Source organism: Nocardia sp. NPDC049526 (assembly GCF_044465765.1).
Taxonomy (GTDB): Bacteria; Actinomycetota; Actinomycetes; order Mycobacteriales; family Mycobacteriaceae; genus Nocardia.
Genome location: NZ_JBITMA010000001.1, coordinates 663,305 through 680,120, shown reverse-complemented (window position 1 = coordinate 680,120; position 16,816 = coordinate 663,305). Strand labels below are relative to the sequence as shown.

Below are 16,816 nucleotides of genomic sequence, written 5' to 3'. Positions count from 1 at the left end.
GCCACCCCCTGGCCTATCCGGTCTCGGTGACCATCGGCGCCCTGGTTGTCTGCCTGGCCTGGGCGCCGTTCGGCGACTTGGACCAGGTGGCGGCATTGACGACGGTTGCTCTTGGCATTCTGGGCTATACGGGGTTTCAGTTCGCCAGAGCGTTGGGGCTTTTGCCGAATGGATTAGCAGACATCGGCCCACGCCAGGCGGATGCACCTCGCGGCGAGGGCGATGCCGGCTCACACGTCGGTGCCGGCAGCGGCATGAGCGACAGCACCGGGACCAGCGGCACGGGCCGTGACAATCGAGCGCGCACCGTGGAGATCAAGCGGGTGCGCAACCAACATCGGCTCGTCAGCCGAAGTTGGCTCGAGATCAACGAGAACTATCGAACTCGCTGGCTGCCAATCTTTTTCGATCCGGCACTGCTCACCATGGCCGAGACCGAAGCCGAGGTGACCGACAGCTCGGTCGACACCGCCACCTCGCACTTCTACCCGTCCGGAAAGGCACGCAGCTCCGAACCGCCCGGCCGCCTGATCGACAACCCATCCCGTCCCGATCCCGACGCTCCTGTCCTCGCCACCGACTCCGCCCGGGTCCGCCGCCGTCTCCTGCTCGACGCCCAATCCACCGTCGCCGCACCCTTCGTAGCCCTCATGTGGGTCTACATCGCCGCGGGTGGCTTCATGGCCTTCCTCGCTGCCACCTCGGTAGCCGCCGCCACCGCCATCTGGCTGGCCGCAATTCGCGGCTCCGACCCCAGCTGATCTCCCGAATCGCCCGCTCTGCCGGGCGTCGTCGGGGTCAATCGAGAACGCGGATTGTCCCGTTCGGCCTCAACGTTGCGGTTGGCGCTGCGTCTTGCTGGTTATTCGAATACTGATAGAGCGCACCTAGTTCGCCCAGGTCCCGCCTCATGGTCACTGCCGGCGAAGGTTGGCGCGGGTCGTACACGGGATCAGCGATCCGGGACGCAGCCTGGCACCGCTGTTCGCCGCGCGGGCCGAGTGGTCGGTGAACCTTGGCGAGGTCGACCGGGCTCGCGGGATCTGGAACGCCAAGCAGCAAACACGTCGCCGACGCCGACCTTTCCGACCCAACCCGGAAGGTTGGCTCTACGGTCGAGACTGGTCTGACCACTTGACCTCCTGACCTTTTTGGCGCAGAGTGGCGGTATGGCGTTGCAACCTGTGGTCAAGCGGTCGGTATCGGGCGATGTATTCGAGCAGATCGCGGCGGATGTGCTCAGTGGGGAGTTGGCGCCCGGCGCGACGCTACCCAGCGAGCGGCAGTTGGCGGAGGCGTTAGGGGTTTCGCGACCCGCGGTACGGGAGGCACTGCAGCGGTTGGCGGCGGCGGGACTGGTGGCCGTGCGGCAGGGGGATGCGACCACCGTGCTGGACTACCGGCGCGGGGCCGGGCTGGAGGTGCTGCCGCGACTGCTGGTTCAGGCCGGCGAGCTGGAACCGAAGGTCGCGCGCAGCATTCTGGAAGCGCGGCTGCACAACGGACCGAAGGTGGCCGAACTCGCGGCGATCCGGCTCGGCAAAACCGAGTCGGCCACCGTGCGCGCCGCCCTGGATCGCACGGTCGAAGCGCTTGGCGCCGAACAGGATCCGATCGCACAGCAGCGGCATGCGATGGAGTTCTGGGATCACGTCGTCGACGCCGCCGACTCCATCGTGTTCCGGCTGATGTTCAACATGTTGCGCGCCGCCTATGAACCCGCGCTCGCGGCGCTGGCCCCGATCATGTCCGCCGAGGTGGGCAATGTCGAGGCCTATCGAAACCTGGCCGCCGCCATCGAGGCTGGTGCACCGGACCAGGCCGCAAGCACCGCTCGGACGCTGCTCGAACCGGCTACTACGGCCCTGATCGAAGTATTGGAGGGCACCGAAAACATCGAACGCTGACGGCGATATGCGATCCGGCGTCGACAATCCCGGATCACCGCGGCGGTTCGGAATATCGCTCGGTCGCCACCGAATGGACGGCACCGACTGGCTCCATCGAGGAACTACCATGACGAAACCACAATCATCCAGCAAGGATTCGGCCACGACGCGCGAGCGTGTGCTTCAGGACGAGCGGCCCCTGCGCCGCGGTCTCACCCTCGCCGCCGCCTTCCGCGAATTCATCCGGCACCCCTCGCCATGGCTGATCGGCACCACCCTGGCGGCGGCGCTGGTCGCCCGGATCATCGTGGGCGACTGGCAACCGACCGACGCACTGGTGCCCGCGGTCATGCTCGCGGTCTTTCCGGTCTTCGAATGGATCGTGCACGTCACGGTATTGCATTGGCGGCCGAGGCGCCTCGGCTCGATCCCGATCGATAGTGAACTGGCGCGCAAACACCGTGAGCACCATGTGGATCCGCGCAATATCCCGCTGATCTTCATCCCGACCAAGACGCTTTCGGTACTGGTGATCATCTTGATCGCGATCGCGACCCTGGCCTTCCCCCGGCTCGGCCTCGGCCTGACCTTCCTGCTGATGATCACCGTGCTCGGCCTCGGCTACGAGTGGACCCACTATCTGATCCACACCGACTACAAGCCGAAAGGCTCGCTCTACCGGGCGGTTTGGCGCAACCATCGCCATCACCACTACAAGAACGAGCACTACTGGTTCACCGTGACGACCTCCGGCACCGCCGACCGTCTGCTCGGCACCTATCCGGACCCGGCAACCACCGAAACCTCACCGACCGCCCGACATCTGCACTCCGCCTGACGGGCTCAGTCCGTCCCGAGCAGGCGGCGCGCGATCGCCCCGGCACGGTCCGCCGCTGCCGGGGCGTTCTCGCGTACGGCCGTGACAATCGCACCGTCGACGAGCAGCGCGAATTCGGCGGCCAACTCCTCGGCATCGGATCGACCTGCGGCGGTGAGGATTTCGCTGAGGTAGTCGATGACGCGTCGCTTGTGCCGATCGGCGGCCCGATGGGCGGCCGAGCTCGGATCGGCCACTTCGACCATAGTGTTGATGAAGGCGCAGCCGCGGAAATCATTGCGGGCGAAGCGTTCCGAGAGCGCGTCGAAGACCGCGAGCGGACGGTCCGCCGGGTCGCTCGCCTTCGCTTCGACGGACTCTCGTAACCACGCCAGCCAGCGCCGATCCCGGTCCTCGAGTACGGCGACGACCAGGTCGTCCTTGCTGGCGAAGTGGCGATAGAAGGAGGCGCGGCCGACACCGGACTCCTGCAGCAGGCGATCGACGCCGACCGCCCTGATGCCCTCGGCGTAGAAAAGTTCCTCGGCCGTGGTGAGTAGTCGCTGCTTGGCCTGTGTTGCCATGGCCTCACCATACCAGTACGGCACCGATCGGTACCGTCCGACTTGACGTGTTCGGTACCAATCAGTACCGTTCCAGTTCGGTACCGATCAGTACCATCATGTTCGAGTTTGGAGTCACGATGTCTCGGCTACCGCTTGTATCGACCGAAACCGCCGACGCCGAGCAGGCCGGCCTGCTCACCGAGGTGCAGCGCCAACTGGGCCGGGTTCCGAATCTCTACTCCGCCATGGCGAACAGCCCCGCGACACTGCGCGGATACCTGAACATGCGCGACGCGCTCACTCGCGGCAAGCTCTCGGCCCGCATCCGCGAACAACTGGCCCTGCTGGTCGCGAGCGAAAACGGTTGCGACTACTGCATTGCCGCGCACAGCATGCGAGCGGGGCGGATGGGTTTCACCGAGGAGGCCATCGCGGCCACCCGCGCGGCGCATGCCGATGATCCGCACGCGGATGCGGTACTGCAGGTCACGCGCGAGGTGCTGCGATCGCGCGGCCGGGTCGACGATCGCGTCATCGACTCGGCCCGCGAGCGTGGCGTGAGCGATGCCGAGTTGAGCGAGGTGGTCGGCCATATCGCGCTGAACGTCCTGTCGAACTACTTCAATCACGTCGCCCAGCCGGAGCTGGACTTTCCGCCCGCCGAACCCACGGAAGGCAACACGATGAACGCGAAATGGCGTAAGGCCACCAAAGTCGCTCTGGTCGACGGGTATTCACTGCTCGACCGGGATGGACGGCCGGTTCGGGCGATCGATGACGTCGAGGTGTCGATCGAGGGTGGATTCCTGCACATCAAGATTGCGGAGTCGACCGAGGTGCAGGTTGTTTCGGCGCCCGCGGTGGCGCTTGTCACTTACCGCCCCGAAGCCTGAGCAGCGCAGCCGAGAGCCCGGCCCGGTCCAGTACCGAGCCGGGCTCTCGTCTGCATACCCTCACCCCGTACCAGGTTGACAATGTACCCTAGGGGGGTATGGTAGATCCGAGTTCGACGGGACGGTCCGCCGAACAATCCGAACGGAGCCTCCTGATGAACGCAGCAAGCAAGTTCACCGGCTTCACCCTCGGTCTCGCGGCGGTCTTCGGGATCGCACTGGCCGTCGGTGCCGCGCTCGGGCCGGAACCCACCGAGTCCGCGCACGACTCGAATGGGCACGACTCGAATGGGCACGAGGCCATGGGCGAGTCCGACGAGCTGCCCGCGGGACTCATGGCCAGCGAAAACGGCTACACCCTGCGCTTGGATACCCCGCAGACCACCGCGGCGGCGAATGTCGCGCTGCGGTTTCGCATCCTGAATCGCGACGGCGCACCCGTCACCAGCTACGTCCGCAGCCACGACAAGGATCTGCACCTCATCGTGGTCCGCCGCGATATGGCCGCCTTCCAGCACGTGCATCCGGTACTCGACCGAACCGGAGCCTGGAGCGTCCCGCTGGATCTCACCCGCGCCGGTGACTACCGGGTCTTCGCCGACTTCACACCCGATGGCGGTAAGAATCTGACGCTCGGCGCCGATCTTCGGGTCGCGGGCAACTACGACACGCAGGCACTGCCCGCGCCGTCGACCACCGCGCAGGTCGGCGAGTACACCGTCGCGCTGAACGGCACGGTCACGCCGGGCCAGGCCTCGAAGGTCGTGCTCTCGGTCAGCCGCAATGGCAAACCGGTCACCGATCTGCAGCCCTACCTGGGGGCCTATGGTCACCTCGTGGCATTGCGCGCCGCCGACCTCGCCTACCTGCACGTCCATCCGGAGGGCAGCCCCGGCGACGGTGTGACCCCGGCCGGACCAGGCATTACCTTCTACGTCGACGCGCCGAGCACGGGCGACTACCGACTCTTCCTGGATTTCCAGCACGAAGGCGTGGTTCGCACCGCCGAATTCACCCTCTCGGTTGCCGGTTCCACACCCATCCCGGCAGCCGAACCTGCCGGACACGGCCACTGATCACTACCCTGAGTCGCACAGAACGGAGCACACGAATGACCACCGCGACACAACCATCCGCCGGGCAGGTCGAATTGGTGATCGGTGGCATGACCTGCGCGTCCTGCGCCAATCGCATCGAGAAGAAGCTGAACAGGCTCGACGGCGTCACCGCGACGGTCAACTATGCGACGGAGAAGGCGCGGGTCGACTTCAGCGGTGATATCTCACCGGAGCAGTTGATCGCCACCGTCGAACAGGCCGGTTATACCGCCGCGCTGCCGATCGAGGAGCCCGCGGAAACGGCCGTGGAAGCGGATCCGACCGCGGCGCTGCGGAGCCGGCTGCTGGTTTCGCTGGTGCTGACGGTTCCGGTCATCGCGCTGGCGATGGTGCCCGCGCTCCAGTTCGACAACTGGCAGTGGCTTTCGCTGACGCTGGCCGCGCCGGTCGTGGTGTGGGGCGCACTGCCCTTCCACCGCGCCGCGTGGGCCAACCTGCGGCACGGCACCGCCACCATGGACACCCTGGTGTCGATGGGCACGCTCGCGGCGTTCGGCTGGTCGCTGTATGCGCTGTTCTTGGGCACGGCCGGTATGCCCGGCATGAAGCATCCGTTCGAGTTGACCATTGCGCGGATGGACGGCACCGGCAGCATCTACCTGGAGGCCGCCGCGGGCGTCACCACCTTCATCCTGGCCGGACGCTACTTCGAGGCGCGCTCCAAGCGGCGGGCCGGGGCGGCGCTGCGGGCGCTGCTGGAGCTGGGCGCGAAGGAAGTCTCGGTGTTGCGCGGTGGCGTTGAACAGCGAATTCCGGTCGAGCAGTTGCGCGTTGGCGACACCTTCGTGGTGCGGCCCGGTGAGAAGATCGCCACCGACGGCGTGGTAGTCGAGGGTTCCTCTGCGGTCGACGCCTCGATGCTCACCGGTGAATCGGTGCCGGTGGAGGTCGGTCCCGAGGATGCGGTGGTCGGCGCGACGGTCAATGCCGGCGGGCGGATCGTGGTGCGCGCCAATCGCATCGGCGCCGACACCCAGCTGGCTCGGATGGCGAAACTGGTCGAGGACGCGCAAACCGGCAAGGCGCAGGCACAGCGGTTGGCGGACCGGATCTCCGGGATTTTCGTGCCGATCGTGATCGCGCTGTCGGTCGCGACGCTCGGATTCTGGTTGGGTACCGGCGGTTCGGTCGCCGCGGCGTTCACCGCCGCGGTCGCGGTCCTGATCATCGCCTGCCCGTGCGCCCTCGGGCTGGCCACGCCGACGGCTCTGCTGGTCGGCACCGGTCGCGGTGCGCAGCTCGGCATTCTGATCAAGGGGCCGGAGGTGCTGGAGTCGACCCGTCGGGTGGATACCGTGGTGCTCGACAAGACCGGCACCGTCACCACCGGCAAGATGACCCTGCTGGATGTCATTGCCGCCGACGATGAGGACGCCGCCGAGGTGCTGGCGCTGGCCGGGGCGCTGGAGGATTCGTCGGAGCATCCGATTGCCCAGGCGATTGCCAAGGGTGCCCGGGAAAAGGTCGGTGCGCTGCGGCGGGTCGAGGATTTCGCGAATATCGAGGGCCTCGGCGTGCAAGGTATGGTGGACGGCCATGCGGTGATCGTCGGGCGCGCAAGGCTGCTCGCGGACTGGTCGCAGCAGTTGGACGCCGACCTCGAGCAGGCCATGCACGCTGCCGAAGCCGACGGCAAGACCGCCGTCGCGGTGGGTTGGAACGGTAGGGCACGCGGCGTGCTCGTTGTCGCGGATGCGGTGAAACCCACTTCCGCCGAAGCGATCTCGCAGCTGAAGGCACTCGGTCTCACCCCGATCATGCTGACCGGCGACAATGCCGCCGCGGCGAAAGCCATTGCGGCACAGGTCGGTATCGATGAGGTGATCGCGGAGGTGCTGCCCGCCGACAAGGTCGACACCGTCAAGCGGCTGCAGGCCGAGGGCAAGGTGGTGGCGATGGTCGGCGACGGCGTCAATGATGCCGCGGCCCTGGCCCAGGCCGACCTCGGCCTCGCTATGGGCACCGGAACCGATGTCGCCATCGAGGCCGGCGACCTGACCCTGGTCCGTGGAGACCTGCGCGCGGCCGCCGATGCGATCCGACTGTCCCGCAGGACCCTCGGCACCATCAAGGGCAATCTGTTCTGGGCCTTCGCCTACAACGTCGCGGCGATTCCGCTTGCCATGGCCGGACTGCTGAACCCGATGCTCGCGGGCGCCGCGATGGCGTTCTCCTCGGCCTTCGTGGTCAGCAACAGTCTGCGCCTGCGCGGCTTCCGCTCCACCGCTCGATAGGAATCGGGCGGGACGGCGTCCATGCCGTCCCGCCCGATCCCATGGCTCACTCCAAAATGCCGCTATTTGCCAGACCCGCCGCGGCACTTCCGGTGGCCCAAGCAGCAGCGGCACTTCCGGTCATGGCCAAGAGGGAGAGCAGAATCATCGGTTCGACCTTTCGTAGAGCAACGATCAGCAATCGAAAGCTACTGCGGCCCAAAAGCGTCCACAATCAGCTGCGCGATACTCTCGGCAACCTCTCGCGACATTGCCAGTCAATTCCCAGCAAGAAATTCGCTTTTGCATGAGCGCGGTCGACGCCCTCGAACCCGGTTCGCCCAGCGGACTATCACCTGGACGCCTGTGCGCCTGTCGCGGCAGTGTCGACCCGGTCACCGAACCCGAGGAGCCAGCCGATGCCCATCATGGACAACCCCGAAATCCCTCCCGCCGTTTATGTTCAGATCGACCGCGATATCGATGCAATCCGCCCGATAGGTCCGATCAAGGTGACCGTGACAACGGAACTGGTCGACAACTTCTCCAGCGGCGCACGGCAATTGGTTGTGCGATCCACACCGATTCGCGACGAGGGCGATCCCCCCGGACCGATTCGCGACGATGGCGGGCCGCCCACCAAGGACTAGATATCCGACTCGAACCTCACTACCGTCGCGCCCGTTCCGCAAACAGCGCTGCTCCGGCACCGGTGAGCTGGTCCCATGCGTGCCGGCGACCGGTCACGATCAGGAGCAGGGCCGCGACCGGGCCGGTGATGGCGGATCCGTCGCCGGCGGACCAGTCGGTGTCGGTTGCGGCGAGGCGGTAGCCGGTGAATTTCTTGCGGGCGTGGAATGGGGCGCCCATTGTCCAGATTCGGTGGATGGCTGCGCGTGCGGCGGCGACCGGCATATCGCGGGTGATGCCGAGTGGGACCGCGATGTCTTGGCCGTGCACCAGTAGGTCCATCAGGCGATCGGCCGGTGTCGTGCCGACCGCCGTGACCCGCGCGTCGATGCTGTCGCGCAACTCGCCGAGCAGCTGCTGGGTCGTGATGCGGTCCGCGTGGCGAATGGCGGTATCGCGGATCGCCCGGTCCAGGCTGCCGCGGGCGCGGATCACATTGATCAGGATCCAACCGATGGAGGCGCGGGCGGACAGCACGACATGTGCGACGACATCGCGGACCCGCCAGCCATCGCAGAGCGAAGGATGGTTCCACTCGGCTTCCGACAGCGGCTCCAACAGCTCGACCAGACTGGCTCGCTCGGCGGCGACAGCCCGCCAGATCTGGTCGGTGCTCATCATGGTGTCCTCGGCCATCCGCGTATCTCCTTGTCCCGGTGGGTGTTCCAGTAGGGTAGGAACTCCACCGAGGTGGAGGTTCCAGCGAATGTGACCGAGAACACACACCGCGACGGCCTGGTGAGCATCGGGGAACTGTCGCGAGTCACCGGGGTACCGGTCCGCACGCTCCGCTTCTACTGCGACAACGGGGTGCTGGAGTCGCGGCGCAGCGGTGGCGGGCACCGATTATTCGATCCGGCCACCACGGTCGATCAGGTGTTGCTGGTGCGTCGCCTCCGAACGCTCGGCCTGAGCCTGTCGGCAATCATCGAAGTTCTCACGGGCACCCTGTCGATCGCCGACGCGATCGCCGCGGAACGCGCCGCACTCGACACCGAACTCGGCGTGCTGTCCTGGCGGCGGGCATCACTTCGCGCCGTCGAGGATGCACCACCCGCCGACCGCGCCCAACGGTTGGAATTGCTTGCGTCCGTGCAAGATCGGCATCGCGCACACGACAGTCTGGTGATGTTCTGGCGGACACTGCTCGCCCCGATCCCACCGGCACTGTTCGACGGATTCATCGCGATGAACATCCCGCAACTACCCGCCGATCCAACCCCTCAGCACATCGTCGCCTTCGCCGAACTCACCACCCACATCACTGATCCCGCATGCACCGCCGCGATGTCACGACAGCTCTGGCGGACGAATCCGACCCGAATCCACGACAAACTCGCGCTGGTCACCGGTGTCGCCGAAGCATGCGCGGCCGTGGACTCGCTCGGCACACAACCACATCCGGGCCCAGAACTCGACCGTTTCATCGACGCGCACGCCACCGCCCGATGCGACCGCGACACTCCACGCCTGCGACACCGACTCCTCGACAACGCACCCGACAACGACCCGCGCATCCATCGCTACTGGAAACTCACCACCCAGATCACCGGAACCACCACCGCGGGAACCGCCCTCTACTGGCTGTACCGAGCACTTGCACAGTGGGCCGATGACGTCCGCGCATGACCGCAGGTAGCTGTTCGACCTGACCGGATTGCGGACGGTCCGTGCTCGGCAGCTGCTCGGCGATAGGCGGCGGCTAGTTCGGCACCTACTTCCATGCATGCGAGTGGCGCGGAGCGGGCCACCATCAACTGGTTGCACAACGGGATCAGCCTAGGTAGATTCTCAACCGATTGCATATTGCAACCAGAAGGGATTCCGATGACACAGTTGGTCCGAGTTCAGAACTTCAACGTCTCCAGCGATGGATACGGCGCCGGCGAGGGACAAACCCGCGAGCGCCCCTTCGGCCACGCCGATCCGAGCGCGTTCTTCTCCTGGGCAGGCGCTACCGCCCACTGGCCCAACCGAACCGACCCCGGCGGCACCTACGGCCTCGACGACTACTGCACCCGCGACTTCACCAACAACATCGGCGCCGAGATCATGGGGCGCAACAAATTCGGTCCGCAACGGGGTCCATGGGAGGACTACGACTGGCAAGGCTGGTGGGGCGAGGAACCCCCGTTCCGCACACCGGTTTTCGTCCTCACTCATCATGTACGCCCCTCGATCACCCTGGGGGACACCACATTCCACTTCCTCGACGCGTCTCCGAAAGACGCACTGGCGCAGGCATTCGACGCCGCCGCGGGCAAGGATGTGCGAATCGGCGGCGGTGTCGCCACAGTCCGGGAATTCCTCGACGCCGACCTCATCGACAACATGCACATCGCCGTCACACCAATCGACCTCGGTCGCGGCGAAAGGCTGTGGTCCAGCCCCGACGAACTCATCGACCGTTTTCACCTGGAGCAGATCCCGAGCCCGAGCGGCGTGGTACATCACTTCTTCTGGCGAAAGTGACACAACTCTCGGTCACACCACCCCCAGGACTGGGGGCTTCCGGCCGCAACCGGCGTCCGATTCGATCTACGGTAGTAACGATTGCCCATTTGGTGGCCTACCTAAACGGGCTTGCACGTTGCGCGGATGCGATTTTCAGGAGAGACGCGGTATGCGATTCAGAGTTCTCGTTGCGGCGGCCGCCGCTGTGACGGTCGTCGGCACGGGAGTGAGCCTGGTGGCGCCTGCGGCCTCGGCCGCACCGATCAACAGCGCGGCCAAGGCACCGGACGGTTCCTACATCGAGAAAGTAGAGACCCTCGGCGACCGCAAGCTGCAGCTCGAGGTCCACTCCACGGCCATGGATCGGACCTTCCCGGTCCTGGTGGATCTACCCGCGGACAACTCGGTCCCGCGCCCGACGCTGTATCTGGTCAACGGCGGCGGCGGTGGCGTCGACGGTAACGCCTCTTGGGACCAGAAGACCGACGCCAAACAATTCCTCGCCGACAAGAACGTCAACGTCGTCGAGCTGATCGGCGGCCGGTGGAGCTACTTCGCCGACTGGCGTGCGACCGATCCGGTGCTCGGCGTGAACAAATGGCAGACCTTCTACACCGAGGAGCTGCCACCGATCATCGATGCGGCGCTCGGCACCAACGGCAAGAATTCGATCGCGGGCTACTCGATGGCGGGGACATCGGTGCTGATGCTGGCGATCACCAAGCCCGGCCTGTTCCAGAATGTCGCCGCCTACAGCGGCTGTGCGCAGACCAGTGATCCGATCGGCCAGAAGTTCGTGCAGACCACGGTCGAAACGTGGGGCGGCGGTAACCCGGACAATATGTGGGGACCCGCGGACAACCCGCTCTGGCAAGCGAACGATCCGGTCCTGCACGCGGACAAACTGCGCGGAACGAACCTCTGGGTTGCGGCGGGCGGCGGTCTGCCCGGCGCGCACGACGCTCCCGGTGACCCGTTCATCATGGGCGACGACAAGTACAACCCGATCAGTGTGGCCAACCACGTCGTCGTCGGCGGCATCATCGAGGCGGCGATGAGCGCCTGCTCGCACAACCTCCAGAACCGGTTGAACCAGTTGGGAATTCCGGCGACATTCGACCTGCCCCCCACCGGCACCCACACTTGGGGCTACTGGCAGGACGACCTCAAGCAATCATGGCCGGTACTGTCCAAAGATCTCTACTGACCGACCCGCCCGGCCGCAACTACCAACCCATGTGACCGTATTCCTCGCCCCGACCTGGACAGCCGCAGGTCGGGGCGAGCTGTGTCCGATGCCGCAGTGACCGGTCATCACCTGTTGCGGCGACTGTCGCCACATCCCGGTCTCCGGTTCGCAAGCTGTAGCGGCGGAGTCGTAACCGAGCCGTATCACGCCGGGTAGGTGTGGATTTCGGTGGCCTTGACCGCGGCCCACAGGGGCGTTCCGATCCGAAGACGCAAATCGGCGACGGTCGCGGGAGTGACGTCGGCGAGCACGGATGGGCTGCCATCGAGGCGAATCCGGGTGGTGTTGGCGTGCTGTTCGAGCCCGACCACGGTGACCGGCCAGGCATTTCGCGGGCTGCCCGTTGGTTGTTCGAGGTGCAGGCTCACCGCGCTCGGCGGGAACGCGACATGTACAGCGCCTTGGGCAGGCTCGGCGACAGTGAGTGCGCCACCGTCGTCGAGATCGATGGCAGTGCCGTGGGCGCTGCCGCGATAAAGGTTGAGGCCCACCAGGTTTGCGACATAGTCCGAGCGTGGTCTGCGGGCGACCTCGCTGGGCGGTCCCGCCTGGATGATGCTGCCGTTTTCGACGATGACCAGGCGGTCGGCCAGCACCATGGCATCGAGCGGGTCATGGGTGACCAGCACGGTGTGTCCGGTGTAGTCGGCGAGGTGGTGGGCGAGATCGGAGCGAACCTGCAAACGGGTGCTGGCGTCGAGTGCCGCCAACGGTTCGTCCAGCAACAGCAGCCGCGGATCGGTGGCCAGCGCGCGGGCCAGCGCAACACGTTGCGCTTGACCGCCCGACAGCGCACGCGGTCTGGCGTGCAGGTGCTCGGCGAGGCCGACTCGCTCGAGCCAATACTTCGCGCGGTCGCGTGCGGCCCGGCGGTGGTGCCCGCGGGCACGCAGTCCGAAGGCGACATTGTCCAGGGAGGACATGTGCGCGAAAAGCAGGTAATCCTGGAATACGACGCCGATCGCGCGCCGTTCGGCCGGGATGAACAGCTTCGGCGGTGCGTCCCAAGTGTTTTCGTCGAGACGAATGCTGCCACCGGTGAGTGGGGTGAGTCCGGCCAGCGCCCGCAGCGCGGTAGTCTTGCCCGCCCCGTTGGGACCCAGCAGTGCGACAACTTCACCCGGCGCCACGCTGACGGCGATATCGAGTTCGAATTTGTCTCGGGTGACGCGTATTTCGGCGTCGAGTGTCATAGCGCTCCTCGCGTCCACCGGTCCCGCAGCGCGGCCAGTACGACCACCGACACGGTGAGCAGCACCAAGCTGAGCACGATCGCGTCCTCGGGATCGGTTTCCAATGCGAGGTAGACCGCCAGCGGCATGGTCGTCGTCTTACCCGGGAAGTTGCCCGCGAAGGTGATCGTGGCGCCGAACTCACCGAGCGCACGCGCCCAGCACAGCACCGCACCCGCGATCACACCCGGCATCACCGAGGGCAAGGTGACCCGCCGGAAAGTCAGCCAACGCGACGCGCCCAGAGTGGCTGCGGCTTCTTCGTAACGGGGGTCAGCTCCCCGCAAAGCACCCTCGACGGAAATCACCAGAAACGGCATCGCCACGAATGCTTCGGCGACGACGACCCCGGCTGTGGTGAAAGGCAGTGAGACATCGAACCACTCGTACAGATAGCGGCCGATGACCCCGCGCCTGCCCAATACCAGCAGCAACGCGACACCGCCGACCACCGGCGGCAGCACCAGCGGGACCGTCACCAGCGCCCGCACGAACCCGAGCCCAGGGATCTCACCGCGAGCGAGCAACCACGCCAAGGGAATACCGAAAACAAGGCAGACGACAGTCGCCGAGCTCGCACACACCAGCGAAAGGCGCAGCGCCTGGCCCACTTCGGCGCTGAACAAGCGGTCGGGCAGACCGCGCCACGGCGCGCGCAGCAGCAGCCCGGCCAGCGGCAACAACAGAAACGCCAAACCGCAGACGGCGGGCAGCACGAGAACGAGCGGTCGCCGCCCGCGCGCTGCCCGCCGTCGCGCCGACGTCCGGATCACGGGTTGTCGAATCCCGCCTTGGTGAACACCGTGCGCGCTTGGTCGGACCGGACGAACTCGACGAACGCCGCGGCGGCCGCGGAGTTGGGGGCCTTGGCCAGCGGCGCTAACGGGTAGTCGTTGATCGCCTTGTCCGCCTCGGGAAAGTCGATGCCCTCCACCTTGTCACCCGCGGCCTTGACATCGGTGCGGTAGACGAGCGCCGCGTCCACCTCACCGAGGGTGACCTTCGTCAGTACTGCCTTGACGTCGGCCTCACGTGTGTCGGGCTGCGGGTTCACACCGGCGACCTCGAATACGCTCTTCGCGGCGGCACCACAGGGCACCTGCTCGGCGCACAGCGCGATCTTGGGTTCGGTCTTGCCGAAATCGGCCAGTCCGGTGATATGACCGGGATTGCCCTTGGGGACCGCGATTTCGAGCCGATTGCGCACGAACGTCACCGGCGTTGCCTTGATATCGCCCGCGTCGACGACCTGCTGCATATTCTTCGGCGCCGCCGAGGCGAACACATCGACCGGGGCGCCCTGCTTGATCTGCTCGGCCAGCGCCGAACTCGCACCGAAGCTGTACACAACCTTGACGCCGGGGTGGGCGGCCTCGAACTGCTTGCCCAACTCGGTGAACGTCTCGGTCAACGATGCGGCCGCGAATACCGTCACCGTGCCCGAGATCTTATCGGTGGGGGCCGGATCGGACGACTTGTCCGATCCACAACCGGCCAATGTCAATGCGACAGCTCCGGTCAGAGCAGCCGCACTCAGCGAACGAATCATCCTCATCAACTTTCCGGGATTTCTACAACAACATGGGTGGATTTGACCGACGCGACCGCGACGCTGCCGACCTCCAGGCCGAGTTCGTCGACCGAGTCCCGACTCAGCAGCGATACCAATCTGAACGGCCCGGCCTGCATCTCGACCTGAGCCATCACCGTGTCCTTCACGATGCGTGTCACGATCCCGCGCATCCGGTTCCGCGCCGAGACCGCCACCGTGGCACCCGGCTCCGGGGCCTCCGAGTTGGCCCGCAGAAATTCCGCCAGCTCACGGCCGCTCACCCCCTTGCGCCCGTTGTCCAGCTGGATCGCGTCGAGTCGGCCCTGATCGATATACCGCCGCACGGTGTCATCGCTGACACCCATCAACGCAGCAACCTCACTGATCCGCAGATTCGACACGATTGGCAGCATATTGCCGTATCCACGGAATTCATAGCCGAATGCACACGCGCCAGCGGATCGTATCCATACCTTCGCGGGGTGCTCAGGCCATGAGAGTTATCCGAAACACGACCCACACCACGTCGGTACGCGATTCGACTCCGGCAACCCGGTGAGGTTCCGGTCGGCCTGTGGCTAGCCGACCGGCACGGTCACGCCGGAGGACGACGGGGCGCCGTGCAGGACCAGCTGGCTCGGGGTGTCGTTCTTCTTGTCGTTCTTCTTGCCGTTCTTGTCCTTGCCGGGGAGGTCGAAGGGCAGGCGGATCGTGCGGGTACCCCCGGGAGCGATCTGGTCGGCACCGGTGCCGAGCGGGTCGAGTTCGGCGGTCGCGGTCGGGTCGGGGACGAGGGAGCGACCGGCGGCGGTGATCAGGCGCTGGTCGGCGATGCGGAAGACTTGGCCATGTTGAGAGACGTTGGTGACCGTCAGCGTCACGATGGTGTAGGAACCACCCGGGGTCACCGAACCGGTGCGGCTGACGTTGGACACCACCTCGGTCACGGTGAAACCAAAGTTTCCGTCGCGCACCGCACCAGCCGGAACCGAGGATTGTCCCCCGGTCGAGGGCGGCAACGAATTGGTCGAGGCGGCAGCGGGCGTCGTCGCGCCTGGAGTGGAGCCGGACCCGAGGTCGCTGCTCAGCAGCCACAGTGCCGCCGCAGCGACAAGTGCTAGACCGGCGGCGATCGGTAACCATCGGCGCACCAACAGCTTTCGCCGAGGCGCTGGTGAGAATATCTGGGGCTCGGGCGATTGCGGCGCCGAAAGGGGCTCGGCCAAGGTCGGGGGCGGCCCGACGGCGGTAATAACGCGGGTATGCGGGTGACTGCCCGATCTCGCAGGGGCCGGTTGCGCCGGCACGGGCCCGCCCAAAGCCGCACCTGCCGCGGCGGCGAACTCCCCCGCGCTGGCATAGCGTTCCACCGGTTTCTTGGCCATGCCGCGCGCGATAACAGCGTCCAGCGCCGGCGGGACACCTCCGGCAGCCCGCGACGCACGCGGTGGTTCGGACATCAAATGCGCATGCATCTGCTGTGCCGGATCGCCGTCACCATACGGCAGCTTCCCGGTGAGGGTTTCATACAGCACGCAGGCCAGCGAATAGACATCCGAGCGGACATCGGCCGTGCCGGTGAACCGCTCCGGCGCCATATAGCCCAACGTGCCCACCACCAAGCCGGTGGCCGTGAGGGCGCTGCCGTCCGCGGCACGGGCGATACCGAAATCGATGAGATATACGAAACCGCTGGTGTCCTCGAGAATATTGCCCGGCTTCACATCCCGATGAACAAGCCCCGCCGCATGAGCGGCATCCAGCGCCTCCGCCGCTTGGGCGATGACCTCGACCGCCCGAGCCGGCACCAACGTACCCGACCGCAGCCGCGTGGCCAGATCGATGCCCTCGATGTAGTCCATCTCCAAAAACAGATGACCGTCGACCTCACCGAAAGCGTGAATCGGCACGATGTGTGGGTTGCGCACCTGGGCGCCCAGCCGCGCCTCCCGCTCGAAACGGCGCCGATAGCCCGGATCGGCGGAATACGCCGCAGACAACACCTTCAACGCAACCGTGCTACCGGTGCGGTCGCGCGCCGACCACACCTCACCCATACCGCCACGACCCACCAAGCGTTCGAGGTGGTAATTCCCGAACGAGCCGCCAGCGCTCTGCACCGACACCCCCTGACCGTATCGCT

At 66.1% G+C, this 16,816-nt stretch carries 17 protein-coding genes; 10 read left to right on the top strand and 7 right to left on the bottom strand.

Going from position 1 to position 16,816, the window contains the following annotated elements; genetic code table 11:
* Window positions 1-32 precede the first annotated feature (32 nt).
* The 3 genes from ACIBW7_RS02995 (at window position 33) to ACIBW7_RS02985 (ending at window position 2,727) form a co-directional block, all read left to right on the top strand.
* A complete protein-coding gene (locus tag ACIBW7_RS02995) occupies window positions 33-761 on the top strand; it encodes a hypothetical protein (protein ID WP_397044155.1) in 729 nt (242 codons plus the stop codon).
* A 408-nt stretch (window positions 762-1,169) separates the two neighbouring features.
* A complete protein-coding gene (locus ACIBW7_RS02990; RefSeq protein WP_397043480.1) occupies window positions 1,170-1,907 on the top strand; it encodes a FadR/GntR family transcriptional regulator in 738 nt (245 codons plus the stop codon).
* A gap of 109 nt (window positions 1,908-2,016) precedes the next feature.
* The gene (locus ACIBW7_RS02985) at window positions 2,017-2,727 is read left to right on the top strand and encodes a sterol desaturase family protein (RefSeq protein WP_397043478.1); all 711 of its coding nucleotides are present in this window, start codon (window positions 2,017-2,019) and stop codon (window positions 2,725-2,727) included.
* Window positions 2,728-2,732: 5 nt separating this feature from the next.
* Here ACIBW7_RS02985 and ACIBW7_RS02980 read toward each other — a convergent pair whose 3' ends face one another.
* Window positions 2,733-3,290, bottom strand: coding sequence for a TetR/AcrR family transcriptional regulator (locus tag ACIBW7_RS02980; protein ID WP_397043477.1), 558 nt, complete (start codon window positions 3,288-3,290; stop codon window positions 2,733-2,735).
* 119 nt (window positions 3,291-3,409) lie between these two features.
* Here ACIBW7_RS02980 and ACIBW7_RS02975 point away from each other — a divergent pair, with 119 nt between their 5' ends.
* The 4 genes from ACIBW7_RS02975 (at window position 3,410) to ACIBW7_RS02960 (ending at window position 8,146) form a co-directional block, all read left to right on the top strand.
* The gene (locus ACIBW7_RS02975) at window positions 3,410-4,165 is read left to right on the top strand and encodes a carboxymuconolactone decarboxylase family protein (protein ID WP_397043475.1); all 756 of its coding nucleotides are present in this window, start codon (window positions 3,410-3,412) and stop codon (window positions 4,163-4,165) included.
* A gap of 155 nt (window positions 4,166-4,320) precedes the next feature.
* Window positions 4,321-5,241, top strand: coding sequence for a hypothetical protein (locus ACIBW7_RS02970; protein ID WP_397043474.1), 921 nt, complete (start codon window positions 4,321-4,323; stop codon window positions 5,239-5,241).
* 35 nt (window positions 5,242-5,276) lie between these two features.
* Window positions 5,277-7,517 carry a heavy metal translocating P-type ATPase gene (locus ACIBW7_RS02965; protein WP_397043472.1) on the top strand — a complete coding sequence of 747 codons (2,241 nt, stop codon included), beginning with the start codon at window positions 5,277-5,279 and terminating at the stop codon, window positions 7,515-7,517.
* Between the two features lie 398 nt (window positions 7,518-7,915).
* Window positions 7,916-8,146, top strand: a complete 231-nt coding sequence (locus tag ACIBW7_RS02960) for a hypothetical protein (RefSeq protein WP_397043470.1) — start codon at window positions 7,916-7,918, stop codon at window positions 8,144-8,146.
* A 19-nt stretch (window positions 8,147-8,165) separates the two neighbouring features.
* Here ACIBW7_RS02960 and ACIBW7_RS02955 read toward each other — a convergent pair whose 3' ends face one another.
* Complete coding sequence (locus ACIBW7_RS02955; protein WP_397043469.1) at window positions 8,166-8,822, bottom strand: maleylpyruvate isomerase family mycothiol-dependent enzyme; 657 nt, start codon at window positions 8,820-8,822, stop codon at window positions 8,166-8,168.
* Between the two features lie 72 nt (window positions 8,823-8,894).
* On the opposite strand from ACIBW7_RS02955, the gene ACIBW7_RS02950 reads away from it, so the two are divergent.
* From ACIBW7_RS02950 to ACIBW7_RS02940, 3 genes are all read left to right on the top strand, one after another.
* Window positions 8,895-9,815 (top strand): MerR family transcriptional regulator, encoded by a 921-nt coding sequence (locus tag ACIBW7_RS02950; RefSeq protein ID WP_397043468.1) that lies wholly within the window; start codon window positions 8,895-8,897, stop codon window positions 9,813-9,815.
* 198 nt (window positions 9,816-10,013) lie between these two features.
* Window positions 10,014-10,658, top strand: coding sequence for a dihydrofolate reductase family protein (locus ACIBW7_RS02945; protein WP_397043466.1), 645 nt, complete (start codon window positions 10,014-10,016; stop codon window positions 10,656-10,658).
* Window positions 10,659-10,809: 151 nt separating this feature from the next.
* A complete protein-coding gene (locus tag ACIBW7_RS02940) occupies window positions 10,810-11,847 on the top strand; it encodes an alpha/beta hydrolase family protein (protein WP_364474297.1) in 1,038 nt (345 codons plus the stop codon).
* Window positions 11,848-12,032: 185 nt separating this feature from the next.
* Here ACIBW7_RS02940 and ACIBW7_RS02935 read toward each other — a convergent pair whose 3' ends face one another.
* From ACIBW7_RS02935 to ACIBW7_RS02915, 5 genes are all read right to left on the bottom strand, one after another.
* Window positions 12,033-13,082, bottom strand: coding sequence for an ABC transporter ATP-binding protein (locus tag ACIBW7_RS02935; RefSeq protein ID WP_397043463.1), 1,050 nt, complete (start codon window positions 13,080-13,082; stop codon window positions 12,033-12,035).
* Window positions 13,079-13,891 carry a molybdate ABC transporter permease subunit gene (gene modB / locus ACIBW7_RS02930; RefSeq protein WP_397044154.1) on the bottom strand — a complete coding sequence of 271 codons (813 nt, stop codon included), beginning with the start codon at window positions 13,889-13,891 and terminating at the stop codon, window positions 13,079-13,081. Before modB ends, ACIBW7_RS02935 begins: the two co-directional genes overlap by 4 nt.
* The gene (modA, locus tag ACIBW7_RS02925; protein WP_397043461.1) at window positions 13,891-14,670 is read right to left on the bottom strand and encodes a molybdate ABC transporter substrate-binding protein; all 780 of its coding nucleotides are present in this window, start codon (window positions 14,668-14,670) and stop codon (window positions 13,891-13,893) included. Before modA ends, modB begins: the two co-directional genes overlap by 1 nt.
* A gap of 5 nt (window positions 14,671-14,675) precedes the next feature.
* Window positions 14,676-15,074, bottom strand: coding sequence for a molybdopterin-binding protein (locus ACIBW7_RS02920; RefSeq protein WP_397043460.1), 399 nt, complete (start codon window positions 15,072-15,074; stop codon window positions 14,676-14,678).
* 177 nt (window positions 15,075-15,251) lie between these two features.
* Window positions 15,252-16,799: a serine/threonine-protein kinase gene (locus ACIBW7_RS02915; RefSeq protein WP_397043458.1), complete on the bottom strand. Its 1,548-nt coding sequence runs from the start codon at window positions 16,797-16,799 to the stop codon at window positions 15,252-15,254.
* Window positions 16,800-16,816 lie beyond the last annotated feature (17 nt).